Genomic DNA, 20,724 nt, shown 5'->3' on the forward strand with positions numbered 1-20,724 from the left:
TAAAAATCCCCGGATCACGATGGTGGTTCGGGGATTTTTCTGCATATCCAGAACAATCGAATATATACGAAACATGTGGCAGATAATTCAAATCTGTGGATCATTTTTCTCAAGCATTCCGGCGATCACACCCTGACAGTGTGCACCGATCTTTTTACGTGTGTCTTTGTCTAAAGACTTCGGATCGATCGGTCTGCCATATTCTACAATGACATGTACCGGTTTTACTTTTGGAAAATGTGCTTCTAAAATATCGGCGGAACCGGAGATCGCCATAGGTACAATCAGACATCCGGTTTTTTCTGCCATTTTAAAACTTCCTTCTTTGAATGGGAGCATCAGATCATCCGTCTTGTTACGTGTTCCTTCAGGGAAAATACACATGGAAATCCCATTTTTGATATTATCGATTCCTGCAAGGATCGTCTTTAATGCTTCCTTGACATCAGAACGGTTGATGAACAGACAGTGCAGCCGTGTCATCCAGGTAGATAAAAGAGGAACTTTTTTCATGGAATCCTTTGCGACATAACCGGTCAGACGCGGACAGCGTGAGTAAGTGATGATGATATCGAAATAACTTCTGTGATTGCCGATGTAAAGAACCGGCTGGTCTTTTGGAACATTTTCCTCCCCGATGATGGTTAGTTTTGTGCCACAGATAAAGAGAATGACACGAAATGCCCACTGTACCATGCGAAGCTGGCTGATATCGGCAGCCTGACGGTTAAATTTCCCGATGATCCACTCGACAAAAAGCACCGGAATACCAATGATCAGATAGAGTATGGCAAAAAGCAATGCAAGTATTGCGCGTAACATAGTGCGTCCTTTCCGGGGAAATCCCCAAGTTTTATATATCCACATTATATAAGGTATCCAGGGGAAAAACAACTAAAAAAGACATATTTAAAGGTAAGAAGCCATATATTAAGATAGAAGCGTAAACTAGGGGCGGGTGTAAGAAAGCATGTTTCAAAAGTATCTGGTAAGAATATGTGGGGTGGGTCTGCTGATGGCGGGAGTGATCAGCGGATGCAGTATCGAGCAGACAAATGAAACGAAGGTAAGTGATCTTACATATACGATCGTTGAGGAATCTGAGACACCGGAAGAGTTAAGATCAATGATCGAAGAAAAGAAAGCAGCGGATTTTAAACTCACTTATGAGATGGAGGATGATCTGTATATTGTACGTGGATATGGAGAACAGGCGACAGGAGGATACAGTATCTGTGTGAAAGACTGTTATCTGACCACAAACGCAGTGGTATTTGATACAGAACTCATCGGGCCAAGAAAGGGCGAAGTTACAAACGCAAGCCCAAGTTTTCCTTATATTGTAATTCAGGTAAAAAACCAGGACAAAAGTATCATTTTTGAGTAAATATTCTTAAAATTTTTTTAAATAATTTAATTATGTTTGACAAAAATTTAGCACAGTGCTATTCTAAAGCAGAAAAGGAGTCCGGTAGAGATATTATTACAAATGTGTATGATTGCAGAATACCGGATTAAGGAGGTAGAACACATGCAACAGGCAGACATCAGAAAAGTTCGGGCATCCGTGCATCAGCAGTGCGGGAAAAAAGTAATGATTCAGCTTGACCGAGGACGCAATAAAGTTGACATCCAGGAAGGCGTCATCCAGAATGCTTACCCAAGCGTATTCACGATCCTGGTAAATGATGAGCGTGAAGAAAATCCACCTCAGTTATTATCATTCAGTTATTCTGATATTGTTACAAGAGATATACGCATGAAATTGTGCTAAACAGGTATAAAATCCCCCATGTCCGAATAAGATGGTTACAAAGATTCGGAATGGGGGACTTTTTTTGGAATTTCAGAAAATAAAACTACATAGAAGTGAAAAAAGAGGATCTGCAGTTACACAGATCACATTGGATGATGACTATAATGTGCCGGACTACAGACAGGATATTGTAAAAGTAATAAAAGAACATGGAGAACTGCGTTTTGATGAGGTAAAGGCGATGGAGGGGGCTGCATGGATCAAGGGAAGCCTTATTTTTAAAGTACTTTACCGGAGTGATAAACAGGAAGGTAAAATAAGCTGCCTGCGTGGTGAAATCCCATTTCAGGAACGGCTCAATATGGATGGACTGAGTGAATATGATGCAGTTCATGCTGTGGGGGATATAGAAGATCTTACAGTTGGTGTGATCAACTCCAGAAAACTAAATATCCGTGCGGTAATTGTCCTGACGGCATCTGCAGATACAGAAGTGGATGAGGAGTTGACATGTGAACTTTCAGATGGCAGTGACTATGAACAGAATATTGTAGAAAAGGAAGCGTTAAAACTGCTCGTGGTGCGGCGTGATATCTGCAGACAGAAAAGTGAGGCGGTTCTGCCATCAAGTAAACCGAATATCCGTGAAATACTCTGGCAGAGTATGCAGCTACGCAATGTTGAAAGCAGGCTTACGGAAGGCAATATCAGATTTTCCGGGGAAATACTGGTTTCCATATTATACAATGATGAGGAGGAAGGAGAACATTTATCCTGGTATGAGACAACAGTTCCGCTGGATGCACAGGCAGAGTGCGGTGTCATGGAGAATGACTGTATCTGGCAGGTAAAGATGATACCTGTGACGATGGAGCTGGAAGTCAAACCGGATTATGATGGGGAGGAGAGAATCCTTGTCATGGAACTGGCATTAGATATGCATATCCGTATCTGGAAGGAAGAAAAGATAAGGCTTTTAACAGATCTGTACTCATTGCAGAAAGATGTAAAGCCTGTCTGGAAGGAGTGTCCGCTGGAGAGACTTCTTGTTAAAAATGCCGCAAAGTGCAGGATGACTGAGCAGATGGAATTAAAAGAGGACAAAGAAAAAGTCCTTCAGATCTGTTCCTGTGAGGGAAAAGTACTTTTAGAACGACAGGAAATAACGCCGGAAGGTGTTCTTGCGGAAGGAACGATCGAGGTTCATATTTTATATATTACTCCGGATGATCATATGCCGGTTGGAGCGATGCAGGAAATTTATCCATTTTCACAGCTTGTGGAAATCCCGGAAATGTCAACGCAGGCAAAGGTGGAGCTGGATGCTTCATTAGAACAGCTTTCTGCAGTTATGCTGGATCAGGAGCATGTTGAGATCCGTGCAGCAGTACGGCTTGATCTGCTCGCCTTTGTTTCGGAGATCATACCAAATATCGAAGATGCCACAGAGTCACAACCGGATCTTGAGATGCTCAGAAACCGGCCGGGACTGGTGGGGTATATCGCCAGGGAGGGAGATGACCTGTGGACGATCGCGAAAGAAAATCATACGACCATACAAAATATCATGGAGACAAACCATAGAAAAAGTGAAACACTTTCCGCAGGTGAAAAGATTTTGATCGTGAAACAGGTCGGGTAAAATATTAAGTATTTGTGAATTTGTGGAAATCCTAACAAACATATAATAAAGTGTGATAGAATAAATAAGTACGGTTTCTGCCAGTCGCAGTCTGCCGTGCTTATTTTTGCAGGTAACAGAAGGAGAAATGCTTGATGAAGTGGGAAAAGGCATTAAAATATACAAAAAAGAGAAAAAGAATGATCGCTGTGGTTATGGCAGGTGTGATCGGATTTGCGTGTTTTTACTCTGCAGATGCATCTGTGATCAAAGATGCGCAGAAGAAAAAAAATGAGGCACAGCAGAATTTAGATAACATTAACCAGCAGATTAACAATATACAGAGTGAGCAGAGTAAAGTGAAAAGTCAGATGGCAGCATATGATGAGCAGTTGATGTCACTTCTGACAGATATGGAACTTTTAAAGACAGATATTGACAACAAGGAAGGCGAGATCGATCAGGCAAAGACAGACCTTGCAGCGGCACAGGAAAAGGAACAGAAGCAGTATGCGGATATGAAGCAGAGAATCCAGTACATGTATGAAAATGGTGATGATACATTTTTAGATGCCATTGTGAAGTCAGAAGATATATCGGATCTTTTAAACCGTGTGGAATATGTCTCAGAGGTATACAGCTATGACAGGGAGCTTTTGGTGGCATATCAGGAGACGGTACAGCAGGTGGCAGATTTAGAGTCACAGTTAGAGCAGGAACTGGCAGATATGGAGGAGCTGAAACAAAGTTATGAGCAGCAGGAAGCATCTTTAAATCAGGTGATCAATGAAAAGAAAGCACAGATCGCAGATTTTGATTCACAGCTTTCAAATGCAAAGACTCTGGCGAGTCAGTATGCTTCCACAATCCGTAAACAGAATGAAGTGATCGTACAGGAACAGGCACGTCAGGAAAAAGCCAGAAAAGAAGCAGAAGCAAAGGCAAAGAAAAGCAAAAAGAATAATACATCCCAGACTGCATCTACGGATGGTGGAACATCAACAGACAGTACAGGAGGCAGTACATCCACAACAGATTCAGGAAACAGTTCTTCGGGGAGCAGTTCTGACAGTGGTTCCTCTAACAGCAGTTCAACAGGATTGACGAATAATGCTTTAAATCCGTCCTATTCTACCGGTGTGAGTGGCAGCAGTGTGGTATCTTATGCGACTAATTTTGTGGGAAATCCATATGTGTTTGGTGGAAACAGTCTGACGGATGGAACGGACTGCTCCGGTTTTGTGTCTCTTGTATACAGCCATTTTGGTGTTTCACTTCCAAGAAGTTCCTATGCACTCCAGTCGAGCGGACAGGCAGTCAGCTATGAGAATGCACAGCCGGGGGATATTATCTGTTATCCCGGACATGTGGCAATCTATATGGGTGGCGGCAGGATCGTCCATGCATCGACACCGTCGAGTGGTATCTGTTATGGAAATGCAACCTACCGTACGATCACAACGGTGCGGCGTGTGTTGTAACTTTGATGATAAAAAAGCAGCAATAGATATTGAAAAAAATTATGAATTATATGGAAATTATGCTATAATCAATAAAGATTATTAGAATCAGGAAGGTAGGAGTATTATGCAGTTTGAAACATTACAAAAAGATATGATAGCTGCCATGAAGGCGAGAGATAAAGTACGTAAGGATGCAATTTCCACACTTGTTTCCGCAGCGAAGAAAGCTGCGATCGACGAGGGATGCAGAGATGATATTAAAGAGGAACTGGTAAACAGAGTGATCTTAAAGGAGATGAAATCTGTAAAAGAGCAGATTGACACCTGTCCTGCAAGCAGGGAAGATCTTCTGGCAGAATACCAGACAAGATATGATATTTTTGCAGAATATGCACCACAGATGATGTCAGCAGAAGAGGTAGAGGCATATATTACAGAGAAGTTTGCTGATGTGGCAGCAAGTAAAAATAAAGGACAGATCATGAAAGCTGTTATGCCGGAGTTAAAAGGAAAGGCTGACGGAAGTGTGATCAATCAGGTGGTGCAGAAATTATGTCAGTAAAAATTGGGAGAAATGATCCGTGCTGGTGCGGAAGCGGGAAAAAATACAAAGCATGCCATCAGGCATTTGATGAGCGTATCGCCCTGATCGCTTCACAGGGACATATTGTCCCGACACATGACCTTATTAAGAATGCTGATCAGATCGCAGGAATTAAAGAGAGCTGCAAGATCAATATAGCAGTGCTGGATTATATTGAGAAGCATATCCATGAGGGTATGAATACAGCAGAGATTGACAAGATCGTTTATGATATGACAACAGAAATGGGTGGTATTCCGGCACCGCTTAATTATGAGGGATATCCGTACAGTGTATGTACTTCTGTAAATGATCAGGTATGTCATGGTTTTCCGTCTAAAGATGTGATTTTAAAGTCCGGGGATATCATCAATGTAGATGTATCTACGATTTTAAACGGATATTTTTCAGATTCTTCAAGAATGTTCTGCATCGGGGATGTAAGCCCGGAGAAGAAGCGTCTTGTGGAAGTCACAAAAGAGTGCGTGGAACTTGGATTAAAAGAAGTAAAACCATGGGGATTTTTAGGCGATATGGGGCAGGCTGTGCATGACCATGCATTTGCAAACGGCTATACAGTTGTGCGTGAGATCGGTGGACATGGAGTCGGACTTGAGTTTCATGAAGAACCATGGGTTGGCTACAACACAAAACGTGGACAGGAAATGCTCTTAGTTCCAGGTATGATCTTTACGATCGAACCGATGGTCAATATGGGCAAAGTAGACATCTATGTAGATGATAAGAACGACTGGGAAGTTTATACCGAGGACGGACTTCCGTCTGCACAGTGGGAGATCATGGTACTGGTGACGGAAGACGGTCATGAGGTGCTCTGCTGGTAAAATTTGTCTGACAGAAACAGAGTATGCTGTCAGTGGTATGTTTCCATGCAAAATTCAGGATCTGTGAAACAGTGGATATTTTCCAAACAACAGTACCTGTAAAGCTTCATCGTGATAACGGATGACATGGCGGTAGATCACAATCGCTGAGATGATAAAACAGCCGAGTCGCATAGAGTTTACGGAAACAAGCAGGAATACAGTCAGCGTAAACAGTCCGTACGTGATGACAGACCGGAAGGAATGTGGACGAAGTGTGATTACCAGTGAAAATAGAATATAATAAAAGATCAGACCAAAGAGCGGATGAACTTCCGGAAATAGTCCGATCATGACACCGAAAGAGACGGCAATTGCTTTGCCGCCTCTTTCTTTTTGGAAAAACGGAAAAGCATGACCAAATACCGGGGCAGCCATGACGAGTGCAAATAGCAGGGAGTCACGGTCTAAGATCCTGCTTGCAAAAAATACCGGAACGGCGCCTTTTAAAAGCTCGAATAACAGGGAAAGCGTTCCGGCAACAAAGCCGGCCTGCATGTAGGCATTTGCAACGCCCGGATTATGGTCATCGGATGATTTTGTGATGTCGGTATTGAAAAATAATCTGGGAATCCAGTAGGCAAACAATGTACTGCCAAGGATGAATCCCAGAAAAATAAAAAGAAAATATGTCATAGCTTCTCCAGTTTTTTTATAATGTGTATGGCAGCGTCTGGTTTTCCGTTTTCTTTTTGTGCCAGAAGCATTTCTTCGCGCAGAGAGCTGTTCCCATGCGTATCCGGGGAGTCAGAGAGCAGTCTTTTTCCGAGAGAGATCTGTTTGGCAATGTATTTTGAAGAGACGGAAAGGTGCCTTTTTACAAAAAAATTGCGGTTTGCAGTCTCACATCCGGGGATTGGCGCTGTATGGACGATCGGGATACGTTTCACTAATGCTTCGGTGGAAGTAAGTCCGCCCGGTTTGGTGAAAATCACATCACAGGCATCCATATAGTCTGCAACCCGGTTGGTATAGCCTAGAATATGAACGCGTGGATTATTTTGAAATTGTTTCTGTAACACGTTGTAAATACGCTTGTTGCTGCCACAGATAATGACAATATGTTCGCCGGATTTTAAACGCAGTGACAGTTCTGCTGCAAATATGGCAAGTTTTCCAAATCCCATACTGCCACTCATGACCAGACAGATCGGGATATCCTGTGGCAGATTTAAAGAGTCACGCGCGCGGACCTTTGCTAAAATGCGGTCTCCGGACGGGGAAAATGCTTCGCCAACAGGGATGCCGTAAGGGTATAATTTACCGGCAGGAATCCCACGGTGCACATATTCTGCGACACAGTCTTCGTGAGGAAGAAAATAGGCGTCAAGATTTGTTTCTTCCCAGAACGGAATACAGGTATAATCCGTGCCGATGGCAATGGCGGGGATCTTTAACATTCCTTTTTTCTTCATGCATGTCATCGTTTCTGCAGGGTAAAGATGAGGTGTTACGATGACATCATAATCATGCTGCTTTAAATAGGCAGCCAGCTTTTTCGCCATCAGTGCATTGGCATAGTAGACTGGCGACTTATGTTTGCTGTTAGAAATTGCCATGCCGGCCTTATAGAGCATACCAAAGATGTGTGGCATATGTTTTACAAGTTCCACGTAGGCACCGCCTACTGCATGTGAAGTTTTTTTGCCGGAGAGCAGAAATATATCCAGCATGTCGGCAGTGTGGCCGCACCGGATGGCCGCTTCCCGGATCGCTTTTCCGGCGGCATTGTGCCCTTCGCCGGTATTACAGGATAAAATTAAGATTCTCATAGATACCAGTGTAGCATAACCGGGGCAAAAATTCGATACCTGATCGAAAGATATTGATTTTTGATTGGAAATATTGTTAAATAAAGGGGATTTGTGGTACGGGAGGTAAGGTTATGGCGACGATCAAAGAAATTGCAAAATCCTGTGGCGTATCGGTAGCTACCGTTTCGAATATTTTGAATGAAAAGCCGGGGGCAAGCGAAGCAACAAGAAATCTTGTGTTAAAGACTGCAAAAGAGATGGATTATATGCCAAATTATGTGGCAAAAAATCTTAAGGCGCGTAACACCAGAAGTATCGGAGTCATTGCGGAGGATATGACGATCTTTAGCATACCGGACATCATTGACGGTATTACGGAATATTGTGAAAAGGTAAAATATCAGATCCTTCTGACAAATTTAAGACTGTATAAAAAGTATAATGATTATTATTACCATAGAACGGATTATTACGGACTGGTGGATGAGGAGATCAAGAAACTGATCGCAACACAGGTGGATGGAATTATCTATGTGACGGCACATGAGCGCATCATGCATTGTATTCCTGACAATTTAAGCATTCCGGCTGTGATGGCATACGGCTATACGGAGAGTAAAAGCATTCCTTCCGTAGTTGTGGATGATGAGCGGGGAGCATATGAGATGATCCGCTATCTGATCACAAAGGGACATAAAAAGATTGGAGTGATAACAGGAAAAACCGACAGTCTCCATGCACAGGCGCGTCTGATCGGGTACCAGAAAGCGTTGCGTGATGCGGGGCTTTTGTACGATCCTGAGCTGATCTATTACGGAGACTGGGGGAGAGAATCCGGGCATATTGGTGCAAAGCAGCTTTTTAAGAAACAGGTAACTGCCATATTCTGTATGAATGACCTTATGGCAGGCGGATGCTATGACTGGGCAGATGAATCGGGAATTAAAATACCTCAGGAGATTTCAATCGCAGGGTATGATAACAGAGAACTGTCAAGTTATTATAAACCGCCGCTTTCCACAACCGAACTTCCACTTCATGATATCGGTTACAGAGCTGCTGAGGTTATGATAGGTCTTGTGGAAAATCAGCCGGGTGAGACAGAAGAACCGCTGGTATATAAAGTTCCATGTAAGCAGCTGATCCGCCAGTCTATCAAAACATTATAGAAATAAAATACTTTGTCATCCGTAAATAAGTCCTTTTTGCTGATTATCCGGCAGAAAGGGCTTATTTTATGTAGGTGAAGATATTTGTGAATAAATGTAATGTTTTATAGGAAATATGCACTATTTGTGCAAGTTGCACATGGTTAAACGATTTAAAAAATATATAAATTGTGCGAAAAAGCAAAAACTTAGAAAGAGTTAGAAAAGAGAAGAAAATATAATAAAAAATAGTAATATATAGATATAAATATAAAATAACAGACTTTAATTATCGCAAACAGTATGTTATATATAAACAAGAACGAAACAGAAATCAATCAAAATAACGAAAAAAAGCAAAAGCACTTCAAAAAACATGCAAAAAGTATGAATGAAGTGTGAATAAACTGAGAACAGACATTTTGACCTGGTTAAACGTTTAATATTACACATGACAGGCGCATGAAGGAGGGAGGAAGTTATGGAGAAGAAAAAACTGACAGATGTGCCGCTGCATCAGATTCAGATCAAAGATGCATTTTGGGATAAATACATCCGATTAGTAAAAGATGTCATACTTCCTTACCAGTGGAACACGTTAAATGACAATGTGAAAGATGCGGCACCAAGCCACTGTATCAAGAACTTTAAGATCGCTGCAGGCGAGGCAGAGGGAGATTTTGAAGGAGCTGTCTTTCAGGATACCGATGTTGCAAAGTGGTTAGAGGCAGTTGCATTTACCTTAGATTCATCCGGAAGAGATGACAAGTTGGAAAAACTTGCCGATGAGACGATCGACCTGATCGGGAAGGCACAGTGTGAAGACGGATATTTAAATACCTACTTCACGATCAAAGAACCGGACAGACGCTGGACGAACCTAAAAGAAGGACACGAACTTTACACAGCGGGGCACATGATCGAGGCAGCAGCTGCATATTACAATGCAACAGGAAAAAGAAAGTTCCTCGACATCGTTTCAAGATTTGCAGATCTGATCTGTGAGACATTTGGACCGGAGGAAGGAAAGTGTCATGGCTATCCGGGGCATCCGGAAGTAGAACTTGCTTTAGTAAAATTGTACCGGGCAACCGGACAGAAAAGATATCTTGATCTTGCAAAGTTTTTTATTGATGCAAGAGGTGTGGGAGAAAATTATTTCTTTCAGGAAGAAAAGAAAGAAAAATATCAGCAGATATTTCCTGAATTTGCCGGATATGTACCGGAATATTCCCAGTCGCATCTGCCGGTAAGGGAGCAGAAAACGGCAGAGGGGCATGCAGTAAGAGCTGTTTATCTCTACAGTGCGATGGCAGATCTGGCATATGAATATCAGGATGAGACATTATTAGATGCCTGTAAAACACTCTGGAATAACATGACAGAGAAAAGAATGTACATCACAGGAGGTATCGGTTCATCAGGATTGTTAGAGCGGTTTACAACCGACTATGACCTTCCGAATGACAGAAATTATTCCGAATCCTGTGCATCCATCGGACTGGCGATGTTTGCAAAGCGGATGGAACAGATCACAAAGGATGCTAAATATGCGGACATTGTGGAAAAGGCACTGTATAATACGGTACTTGCCGGAATTGCGATGGATGGAAAGAGTTTCTTCTATGTAAATCCATTGGAAGTATGGCCGGATAACTGTATTGAGCGGACATCCATGGAACATGTAAAACCGGTCAGACAGAAATGGTTTGGCGTGGCGTGCTGTCCACCGAATATAGCAAGAACACTTGCCTCCTTAGGACAGTACATCTACGGGGCAGATGAAAACAGTTTATACATCAATTTATATATATCGAATCAGACAAAACTTCTGATCGGAGAAACAGAGACAGAAGTGGATGTGGAAAGTAATTTCTTAAAGGATGGAACGGTAACGATCCGTCTGGATTCCAAAGAAGCGTCCAAAGGAACACTGGCACTCAGGATTCCGGGTTACGCAAAAGAATTTAACGTGTGGCGCGGAAAACAAAAAATAGAAACACCGCTCATTAAAAACGGCTATCTTATGATAACAGATCTTATGGCATCTGAGGAGATCAGGATATCCTGTGATATGAAAGCAAGATTTGTTTATGCAAATCCAAAAGTCAGAGCGGATGAAGGAAAAGTATGTATCATGCGTGGACCGCTGGTATATTGCCTGGAGCAAACAGATAATGGAGCAAATTTAAGTTCCCTATATGTAGATACAAAAGTGCCGCTGACCGAAAAGTGGGAAGAACAGCTTTTAGGCGGTGTGATGATAGTAGAGGCAAAGGGAAAACGTATCTTAGAAGATAACTGGACGGCAGAAGAGTTATACAAAGAACAGCCGCCGGAGTTAAAGGATGTAACATTGAAAGCAGTCCCATATTGTTACTGGGGAAACCGGAAAACCGGGGAGATGGCAGTCTGGATCAGGAATCTGATCTGACAGAAAAATATGTATCACACGGAAGATCATCTGAAAAAAGGAGATACTTCCGATCTGATAAAGAAAAACCATTTGGGAGGTAAAAGTATGAAGAAGAAGGTTTTAGCAGCATTAATGTGTGCAGCAATGACAGTTGGAATGCTTGCCGGATGTGGCGGTAATTCCACAGCAGGAAACACCAGCGCCGATGCGGGGGAAGCAGCATCCGGTACTGAGAGCGCAGACAGCGGCGCAGGAAGAAGAGAGATGGATGTAGAAGGTGATGATGTCACAACACTTGAGGTATGGACATTCATCGAGAACCATCAGGATTTCTACACCAGCATGGCTGAGAAGTGGAACGAAGAAAACCCGGATAAGAAAGTTAAACTTGTTTTATCCAACATGGCATATGATGATATGCATAACAAATTATCATTAGCATTGGAGTCAGGAGAAGGTGCTCCGGATGTCGTTGATATCGAGCTTGGTAAATTCCCTGCATTCATGACAGGTGATATCGGATTAAAACCATTGAACGATGCAGTAGAACCGTATCTTGACAATGTAGTAGAGTCCAGATTACAGCTTTACTCCAAAGATGGCAACTATTATGGATTCCCTACACACGTTGGTACGACCGTTGCTTTCTACAACACAGAAGCATTAGAGGCAGCAGGTATTGATTATACAACCATTAAGACCTGGGATGACTTCAAAGAAGCCGGTGCAAAATATAAAGAAGCAACCGGAAAAACATTTGCAGCATGTGAGACAACTGCTCAGTGGACATTAAACTTAATGCTCGCTCAGAAAGGCGGAGATTACTTAAATGATGATGGAAGCCTTGCAGTAAACAATGACACAATGGTTGAATGTTTACAGACCATGAAAGATATGCAGGATGCAGGTGCTATGGACGTAATTGCCGGTGGACAGCCTGACAACGAGGAAGCATATCCGTTATACAACAGCGGTGATGTTGCAGCAGCAATCATGCCATTCTGGCAGACCAGCCGTTACTTAAGCTACATGACAGACCTTTCTGGAAAAGTTGCAATCGCAGCACCTCCTGTATTTGGTGACAACGATGCAGTAAAGACAATCGGTGGTGGTGGTACCGGTACAGCAGTTGTAGCTTCCAGCCCGAATGCCGATCTTGCAGCAGAAGTATTTGCTTACATCAAACTTTCTGACACAGCAAACGTAGAGGTTTGGAATGTATTAGGATTTGACCCGGTTAACACAGCAGTATGGACAGACAAATCCGTAACAGAGAACCCGGATAACAAGTATGTACAGTACTTCAATACAAAGCCATTTGATGCATTATTAGATGTTCAGGACGGCATCGGATTACTGACCTGCTATACAGATGAGAAGATGCCATCAATCAACAATATCTTCTGTACAGAGACTTTGAATAATATCTTCGAGTCCGGTATGGATGTAAAAGAAGCGTTAGACGAGGCACAGTCTGCACTTCAGAATGAATTTGGAGAATAAGAGACAGGTTTAAACAGGCAGGGATGTGGGGCAGATGTCCTGCATCCCGTTTCCTGTTATGAGGGAAAAGGGGGCATTACAGCATGAATAAAGTGAAGAAGTTTTTGTATTCGCAAAAAGCAGCACCTTATGTGTTTATTCTTCCATTTGTTCTGACAGTCATTTTGTTTTGGGTATTCCCGATCGCAAATGGTGTACTGTTAAGTTTTCAGGACGTCCTGAAAGATAAATGGGTTGGAATGAACAACTATAAGAGATTACTCTCTGATACATATTTCAGAAAAGCAGTCTGGAACAGCTTTAAATACATGGTGGGAACACTGGTACTTTTAATTCCGTTCCCGATGTTATTTGCAAGCATGTTAAACAGTAAGCTGATGAAGGCGAAGGGATTTTTCAAATCTGTTTATTTTATCCCGGCACTGACATCTGTTGTCGTTGTAGGTACAATCTTCCGTCTGATGTTTGGTGAGATGGATACGGCACTTGCAAACCAGATTTTAAATTTCTTTGGACATTCTTCCATCAAATGGCTGAAAGGTGAATGGACCGGATACTTTGCACTTCTCCTGGTAGCGTGCTGGCGCTGGACCGGTGTCAATATCCTCTATTTCCTTGCAGGGTTACAGAATATCTCCACGGATCTCTACGAGGCGGCTTCCATCGACGGAGCGACAAAGTGGCAGCAGTTTAAGAGCATTTCAGTACCGCTTGTAAAACCGACCACGATCTATGTATTAACGATCAGTATTTATGCAGGACTTTCCATGTTCCTTGAGTCTTATATGTTATGGAAAGGAAACAACTCTCCACAGAATATCGGACTTACGATCGTTGGTTATCTGTATCGTCAGGGTATTGAAAAACGTGCAATGGGATATGCATGTGCAGTTGGTTTAGTGCTCCTTATCATCGTTATGATCATTAATATCATCCAGCTTGCACTGACCGGAACATTTAAGAAGGAGGAGAGATAATATGGCAGCAGAATCTGTTGGAATGAGCCAGAAAAAGAAAGACAGGGCAGCAACCATCGGTATGATCATATTTTTTTCCATCCTTGCGATCCTTACCGTTCTGCCGATCTATCTGTTGGTATTAGCCAGTTTTAAACCGGGAAACTTCCTGCTTCAGTATGGATTAAATCTGAATCTGGATATCCCGCATCTGACACTGGACAATTACAAATTACTTTTTACAGGCAAACATGATTACTGGACATGGTTTGGCAACAGCCTTATCTTAACCGTGATCACTGTGATCCTGACGTTGGCGATCAGTGCATTTGTTGCATATGGATTTGCAGCATATGATTTTAAGGGAAAGAACTTTTTCTTTATTATAGTTCTTCTGATCCTCTCTGTACCGTTTGAGGTTATTATGCTCCCACTTTACAAACAGATTTCAAGCTGGGGCATGATGGACAGTTATGTATCGGTTGTGCTTCCGTTTTTGGCACATGCATCCACGATCTTTTTCTTCCGGCAGTATCTTTTAGGGCTGCCAAAATCGTTGATCGAAGCAGGACGTATCGATGGTGCGACAGAGTACGGTATTTTCTTTAAGCTGATCGTACCGATCATGAAACCGGCATTTTCCGCGATGGCGATCTTAAATGGTATGAATGCATGGAACAACTATTTGTGGCCGTTGCTGGTTATCCGTTCTGCCGACAAATACACACTGACCATTGGTCTTAACACACTGATCAATCCGTATGGTGATAACTACAGTCTGTTAGTTGTTGGTTCTGTATTTTCCATCATACCGATATTTATCTTATTTATCTGCTTCCAGAAATACTTTATCGAAGGTATGACAGCAGGTGCAGTAAAAGAGTGATCGTGTAAAAATTGACAATTAAGGAGGAAACATGCATGAGCAGAAAAGCCAAAATGGTATTGGATAAAGAATTTCAGATCGCCCCGATCGATAAAAGAATATACGGTTCTTTTATCGAGCATCTTGGAAGAGCGGTTTATGAGGGAATCTATCAGCCGGGACATCCGTCTGCAGATGAGGATGGATTCCGTAAAGATGTGATGGAGCTGGTAAAGGAGCTGGACGTTCCGATCATCCGCTATCCGGGCGGCAACTTTGTGTCAAACTTTTTCTGGGAGGATTCCGTTGGACCGGTGGAGGAACGTCCACACCGTCTGGAGCTTGCCTGGAGAAGTTTAGAGAAAAATGAGATCGGATTAAATGAATTTTCCAAATGGGCAAAAAAAGTCAACTCCGATGTCATGATGGCAGTGAACCTTGGAACCCGCGGCATTGCAGATGCCTGCAATCTTTTAGAGTACTGCAATCATCCTTCGGGAACGAAATACAGTGACCTGCGTATCAGACATGGTGTGAAAGATCCGCATAAGATCAAAGTCTGGTGCCTTGGAAATGAGATGGACGGACCATGGCAGATCGGACACAAGACAATGGAAGAGTACGGAAGACTGGCAGAGGAGACAGCAAAAGCAATGCGTCTGATCGATCCGGATATCGAACTGGTATCCTGCGGAAGTTCAAATCTGGATATGCCAACCTTCCCGGACTGGGAGGCTGTTACACTCAGTCATACTTATGATTATGTGGACTATATTTCCATGCATCAGTATTATGGCAACCGCGACAATGACAGCAATGATTTTCTTGCGCAGTCTGATGATATGGATACGTTTATCCGCACAGTCATTGCGACCTGTGATTATGTTAAAGCGAAAAAACGCAGCAAAAAAGTTATGAATTTAAGTTTTGATGAATGGAATGTATGGTTCCACTCGAATGCCGCAGATGATGATATTACAGAAAATCATCCATGGCAGGTAGCACCTCCGATGTTAGAGGATATCTATAACTTTGAGGATTCCCTGTTGGTCGGACTGATGCTGATCACGCTGATGAAACATGCAGACCGTGTCAAGATGGCATGCCTGGCACAGTTAGTCAATGTTATCGCACCGATTATGACCGATGCGGCAGGCGGAGCATGGAAACAGACGATTTTCTATCCTTTCATGCATGCATCTAAATATGGCAGAGGCATTGCATTGCAGCCGGTGATCGCAAGTTCAAAACATGCAACTGCAAAGCATGACGAGATCACGGACGTGGAATCTGTAGCTGTCTATAATGAAGAAAAGGATGAGGTTACGATCTTTGCAGTAAATCGTAACTTAGAAGAGGATGTTGAACTTACCACAGATGTGCGCAGCTTTGCGGGATACCAGATCAAAGAACATATCGTGATGGAAAATGATGACCTGAAAGCAGTAAATACACTGAACGAGCAGAATGTATATCCGGTTGCTGCAAATGACAGAAGTAAACTGGATGATGGTGTTGTTACAAGCGTATTGAAAAAAGCATCCTGGAATGTGATCCGTCTTGGCAGATAAAACATGAAAGCCGTTGTGTGAACGAATTGTTACAGATTCTTCAAAGAGTATTCAAAAAATGTACAACGGGATTTCACAAATTGCGGATATATTATTAGTATCACGAAAGAGTGATAAAACTTTTTTTCATAAATTCTCCCCCTTTTTAAATCCACCATTTCCCCAAATGGTGGATTTTTTGTGCAATAATTAAAAATATTATTAAAATAGACGCTTTTTGATGACAGAATATCAGCAGTATGCTAAAATTCAGACAAGTATTTTCAGATGTATGAAACGAGGGAAAATAGTTAAGCAACTTGTGATTTATTTTAAGTACGAGGAAAAAGGAGTGTCCGTATGAGTAATACAACCAAAAGGGCATTAGAAGCATCCTTAAAAAAATTACTTTTACAGAAACCATTAGATAAAATTACGATCCAGGATCTGACCACGGACTGTGGAATCAGCCGTATGGCATTTTATTACCATTTTAAAGATATCTATGATCTGGTTGAATGGGTATGCGTGGAGGACGGAAAGCGGGCGCTGCAGGGAAAACGAACCTACAATTCCTGGCAGGAAGGGTTAGAGCAGATTTTTAAGGCAGTGCTGGAAAATAAACCGTTTATCATGAATGTATACCGTTCGGTCAGCAAGGAACAGATTGAAAGTTATCTTTATAAGCTGACGTTTGAACTGATCGAGGGTGTGGTAAATGAGAAGGCGGAAGGAACCGGTCTCCCGGAGGAAGATAAACGTTTTATTGCAGATTTTTACAAGTATGGTTTTGTCGGTGTGATGTTAGACTGGATCAAAGACGGTATGCAGGAAGACTACAGCACGATCGTCAAAAAAATGAGTCTGACACTGCACGGAAATATCAGTAATTCGATTGGAAATTTTTTAGATGAAGTGTGATTTATGTTTCGGATGACAGTCAGCAACGTCGTCCGGTTAATTTAGGTACGCTGTACCGGATTTGTAAATGCAGGGCCGATTATTTATCAAAACAGGCGGAATGATAAAAATATTGTCATTCCGCCTGTTTTGTATATTGGATTTTTATCCGGGAAGTAATAAGATGACCACAGAACGAAGATAATAAAAGCAGTTAGAAAGGAGATTCTTATTATGTCAAATAAAAATAAAACGATCGCGTTAGCATCTTTGATTGCAGCAGGAGCCGGTGTGGCAGCAGTTGCGGCAAGCAACAGCCACAAACAGGCAAAGGCAAAGAAAATCGCCGAAAAACAGCAGGCAGAGAGTGGAACACCATACCGCAATACAGAGCGTGGAAAATACGAGAAAAACAGCAAAGGTATTTATTATACCAACGGTAACTACGAGGCATTTGCACATCCGAAAAAACCGGAAGGTGTCGATGAGAAAAGCGCATACATCGTAGGAAGTGGTCTTGCATCTTTAGCAGCAGCATGTTTTCTGGTTCGTGACGGACAGATGCCGGGCGATCATATCCATATTTTAGAGGCAATGGATATCGCAGGCGGTGCATGTGATGGTATCTTTGATCCATCCAGAGGCTATGTGATGCGCGGCGGCCGTGAGATGGAGAACCATTTTGAATGTCTGTGGGATCTCTTCCGCAGTATCCCTTCCCTTGAGACACCGGGCGTTTCCGTACTCGACGAATACTACTGGCTGAACAAAGAAGATCCGAACTACTCTTTATGCCGTGCAACCGAAAACCGTGGCGAAGATGCACATACGGACGGCAGATTCAACTTAAGCCAGAAAGGCTGCATGGAGATCATGAAACTTTTCATGACCAAAGACGAGGATCTGTATGACAAGACGATCGAGGATGTCTTTGACGACGAAGTATTTGATTCTACCTTCTGGCTGTACTGGAGAACCATGTTTGCATTTGAAAACTGGCACAGCGCATTGGAGATGAAACTTTATTTCCAGAGATTCATCCATCATATCGCAGGCCTGCCGGATTTCAGTGCACTGAAATTTACCAAATACAATCAGTATGAATCACTGATCCTGCCAATGCAGAGATATCTGGAGGCAGCAGGGGTTGATTTCCAGTTTAATACAGAAGTCACCAATGTGATCTTTGATATCAAAGATGGCAAAAAAGTGGCAACCGCGATCGAGTGCAAGGTAAAAGGTGTTGAGAGCGGTATCGTCCTGACAGAGAATGACCTTGTATTTGTGACAAACGGAAGCTGTACCGAAGGCACAATTTACGGTGACCAGAACCATGCTCCAAACGGAGATGCAGAAGTGCGCAACAGCGGCTGCTGGAATTTATGGAAAAACATTGCAAAACAGGATCCGTCCTTTGGACGTCCGGAGAAGTTCTGCTCTGATGTTGCAAAGACAAACTGGGAGTCTGCAACGGTAACCACACTGGACGATAAGATCATTCCATACATCACGAATATCTGTAAGAGAGATCCAAAGAGTGGCAAAGTTGTAACCGGTGGTATCGTAAGCTGCAAGGATTCGAGCTGGCTGTTAAGCTGGACGATCAACAGACAGGGACAGTTCAAGGAGCAGGATAAAGATAAGGTCTGTGTATGGGTATATGGACTGTTTACCGATGTACCGGGTGATTTTATAAAGAAACCGATGAAAGAGTGTACCGGTAAAGAGATCACGGAAGAGTGGCTGTATCATATGGGTGTACCGACGGATCAGATCGAAGAACTTGCAGAGCACAGCGCTGTCTGCGTACCGACTATGATGCCATACATCACAGCATTCTTTATGCCAAGAACCAAAGGTGACCGCCCGGATGTTATCCCGGATGGATGTGTAAACTTTGCATTCTTAGGACAGTTTGCAGAGACACCGAGAGATACTGTATTTACCACAGAGTACTCTGTCAGAACTGCAATGGAGGCTGTATACGGACTGCTTGGCGTAGATCGTGGTGTACCTGAGGTATGGGGAAGCGTATATGATATCCGTGAACTCTTAGACAGCAGTGTCAAACTCATGGATGGCAAATCCCCATTAGAGATCCAGCTTCCTGGACCGCTTAATGCATTAAAGAAACCGCTGATCCGTCTTGTAAAGGGAACTGTGGTTGAGAAAGTGCTGCGGGATCACAATGTGTTAAAAGATGAAATGTTAGCATAAAATATTGCAGAGAGCGCTAATTTCAGGTAAATGTTTAGTTTAAATGAATATTTGTTTTAGATGAATTTTTAGTTCAGATGAATGGAATGGACATATGAAAAAGACAGGATTATGGGTTAGCCCGTGATCCTGTCTTTTTCTCAAAGTTTCGTGTTTTTCATGATTGGTCTGTCAGAAACGATTATTTTTTCATTTCCATATAAGGTAAAAAGGAAAAGCCATTTTTTTCATAGACTTTGATAGCTCTGTTATTTTCTTCCTCTACTTCCAGTCTGAGGATGGCATCCGGGTATTTTTTCCCGATATAATCAATAAATTTGCTTCCGATACCGGTTCCACGGCAGGATTCTTTGATATAAATATCCTCAATCCACATACATGGTCTGCCAAATTCTGTGGAAAAACTTTTGGCGATCATGCCATATCCCTGGATTTCGCCGGATACTTCAAAAATATATCCTTCCAGGTAAGGACAGTCATTGATACAGTTTTCGATATCATTCCGGAAAATGTCGTCGGAACCGTTTGTAAAAACTGCCGGTGATGTGTAAAATACACGCATCATTTCAAGAACACTGTTTTTGTCTTTAGGTGTCATAGGTCTTATGATACTGTTCATTTTTATCCTCCATTTAAGAAAAATTGATGTGTTTTTTGACAAGTATATATGAATGAGCTGCCCGGCAAATATTGGTTTGTGGTTGTGATGTGAGTTCCCCGGCGAAGGGTGGATTTACAGTTTTGTGAGTGGCAAATTGCATCAAGCCGGAACTCGTTTTGTTCCGTTGTACGAAAATAAGAAAGCGATTTCACTCTGATAATAATCAGAGTGAAATTAGTATGCCTAATTTATATTGTGGCGGAGTGACGTGTGCGTCTTAAATGTGCCATCCGGGCACATTAAGACTTGTGCTGCCGTCCGTGGCAGCACAACACTGTATTGTGAACAGGCCTACTAAGAGTTTCTAATTTTCTCCCAAAGTCACAAAACAGGTCTCGGCTTGATGCGATTTGCCAGCCGCAAGGTTGTGAACCACCTTTAGCCGGGGAACTCATTTTATAACTTTGGCGGGTGTAAATTTTTAGTGTTTTGTGTCTGAATCTGATA

The 20,724-nt window shown here is 42.4% G+C and carries 18 protein-coding genes; 14 read left to right on the plus strand and 4 right to left on the minus strand.

Annotated features, from left to right (window positions below):
* Nucleotides 1-87: 87 nt before the first annotated feature.
* A complete protein-coding gene (locus DXA60_RS05085; protein ID WP_117920081.1) occupies nucleotides 88-822 on the minus strand; it encodes a lysophospholipid acyltransferase family protein in 735 nt (244 codons plus the stop codon).
* A 148-nt stretch (nucleotides 823-970) separates the two neighbouring features.
* On the opposite strand from DXA60_RS05085, the gene DXA60_RS05090 reads away from it, so the two are divergent.
* From DXA60_RS05090 to DXA60_RS05115, 6 genes are all read left to right on the plus strand, one after another.
* Nucleotides 971-1,387, plus strand: coding sequence for a protease complex subunit PrcB family protein (locus DXA60_RS05090; RefSeq protein ID WP_117920083.1), 417 nt, complete (start codon nucleotides 971-973; stop codon nucleotides 1,385-1,387).
* Between the two features lie 144 nt (nucleotides 1,388-1,531).
* Entirely contained in the window at nucleotides 1,532-1,774 is a 243-nt protein-coding gene (locus DXA60_RS05095) for a Veg family protein (RefSeq protein ID WP_117920124.1), read from the plus strand.
* A gap of 64 nt (nucleotides 1,775-1,838) precedes the next feature.
* Entirely contained in the window at nucleotides 1,839-3,398 is a 1,560-nt protein-coding gene (locus DXA60_RS05100; RefSeq protein ID WP_243006763.1) for a DUF3794 and LysM peptidoglycan-binding domain-containing protein, read from the plus strand.
* Nucleotides 3,399-3,532: 134 nt separating this feature from the next.
* Nucleotides 3,533-4,858: a C40 family peptidase gene (locus DXA60_RS05105; protein ID WP_117920087.1), complete on the plus strand. Its 1,326-nt coding sequence runs from the start codon at nucleotides 3,533-3,535 to the stop codon at nucleotides 4,856-4,858.
* Between the two features lie 106 nt (nucleotides 4,859-4,964).
* Nucleotides 4,965-5,402 carry a GatB/YqeY domain-containing protein gene (locus DXA60_RS05110; RefSeq protein WP_006856410.1) on the plus strand — a complete coding sequence of 146 codons (438 nt, stop codon included), beginning with the start codon at nucleotides 4,965-4,967 and terminating at the stop codon, nucleotides 5,400-5,402.
* Entirely contained in the window at nucleotides 5,393-6,268 is an 876-nt protein-coding gene (locus DXA60_RS05115) for a methionyl aminopeptidase (protein ID WP_117920089.1), read from the plus strand. The genes DXA60_RS05110 and DXA60_RS05115 overlap by 10 nt, the downstream gene beginning before the upstream one ends.
* A 54-nt stretch (nucleotides 6,269-6,322) precedes the next feature.
* Here DXA60_RS05115 and DXA60_RS05120 read toward each other — a convergent pair whose 3' ends face one another.
* On the minus strand, nucleotides 6,323-6,943 hold the full coding sequence (locus tag DXA60_RS05120; protein WP_117920091.1) for a glycerol-3-phosphate acyltransferase: 621 nt from the start codon (nucleotides 6,941-6,943) through the stop codon (nucleotides 6,323-6,325).
* Entirely contained in the window at nucleotides 6,940-8,079 is a 1,140-nt protein-coding gene (locus tag DXA60_RS05125) for an MGDG synthase family glycosyltransferase (protein WP_117920092.1), read from the minus strand. The genes DXA60_RS05120 and DXA60_RS05125 overlap by 4 nt, the downstream gene beginning before the upstream one ends.
* A gap of 113 nt (nucleotides 8,080-8,192) precedes the next feature.
* Between DXA60_RS05125 and DXA60_RS05130 the strand changes: the two genes are divergently transcribed.
* From DXA60_RS05130 to DXA60_RS05165, 8 genes are all read left to right on the plus strand, one after another.
* Complete coding sequence (locus tag DXA60_RS05130) at nucleotides 8,193-9,230, plus strand: LacI family DNA-binding transcriptional regulator (protein ID WP_117920094.1); 1,038 nt, start codon at nucleotides 8,193-8,195, stop codon at nucleotides 9,228-9,230.
* 460 nt (nucleotides 9,231-9,690) lie between these two features.
* Entirely contained in the window at nucleotides 9,691-11,643 is a 1,953-nt protein-coding gene (locus DXA60_RS05135) for a glycoside hydrolase family 127 protein (RefSeq protein ID WP_117920096.1), read from the plus strand.
* Nucleotides 11,644-11,730: 87 nt separating this feature from the next.
* Entirely contained in the window at nucleotides 11,731-13,128 is a 1,398-nt protein-coding gene (locus DXA60_RS05140) for an ABC transporter substrate-binding protein (protein ID WP_117920126.1), read from the plus strand.
* An 83-nt stretch (nucleotides 13,129-13,211) separates the two neighbouring features.
* Complete coding sequence (locus DXA60_RS05145; RefSeq protein ID WP_006856419.1) at nucleotides 13,212-14,105, plus strand: carbohydrate ABC transporter permease; 894 nt, start codon at nucleotides 13,212-13,214, stop codon at nucleotides 14,103-14,105.
* Nucleotide 14,106: 1 nt separating this feature from the next.
* Entirely contained in the window at nucleotides 14,107-14,970 is an 864-nt protein-coding gene (locus DXA60_RS05150; protein WP_015522226.1) for a carbohydrate ABC transporter permease, read from the plus strand.
* Between the two features lie 35 nt (nucleotides 14,971-15,005).
* A complete protein-coding gene (gene arfA / locus DXA60_RS05155) occupies nucleotides 15,006-16,520 on the plus strand; it encodes an arabinosylfuranosidase ArfA (protein WP_117920098.1) in 1,515 nt (504 codons plus the stop codon).
* Nucleotides 16,521-16,859: 339 nt separating this feature from the next.
* Nucleotides 16,860-17,420: a TetR-like C-terminal domain-containing protein gene (locus DXA60_RS05160; RefSeq protein WP_117920100.1), complete on the plus strand. Its 561-nt coding sequence runs from the start codon at nucleotides 16,860-16,862 to the stop codon at nucleotides 17,418-17,420.
* 213 nt (nucleotides 17,421-17,633) lie between these two features.
* Nucleotides 17,634-19,616 carry an oleate hydratase gene (locus DXA60_RS05165; protein ID WP_117920102.1) on the plus strand — a complete coding sequence of 661 codons (1,983 nt, stop codon included), beginning with the start codon at nucleotides 17,634-17,636 and terminating at the stop codon, nucleotides 19,614-19,616.
* A 181-nt stretch (nucleotides 19,617-19,797) separates the two neighbouring features.
* Here the strand turns inward: DXA60_RS05165 and DXA60_RS05170 are convergent, their stop codons facing one another.
* Nucleotides 19,798-20,235: a GNAT family N-acetyltransferase gene (locus tag DXA60_RS05170; RefSeq protein WP_117920104.1), complete on the minus strand. Its 438-nt coding sequence runs from the start codon at nucleotides 20,233-20,235 to the stop codon at nucleotides 19,798-19,800.
* Nucleotides 20,236-20,724 lie beyond the last annotated feature (489 nt).

This window comes from Roseburia sp. OF03-24 (assembly GCF_003463035.1).
GTDB classification, from domain to species: domain Bacteria; phylum Bacillota; class Clostridia; order Lachnospirales; family Lachnospiraceae; genus Roseburia; species Roseburia rectibacter.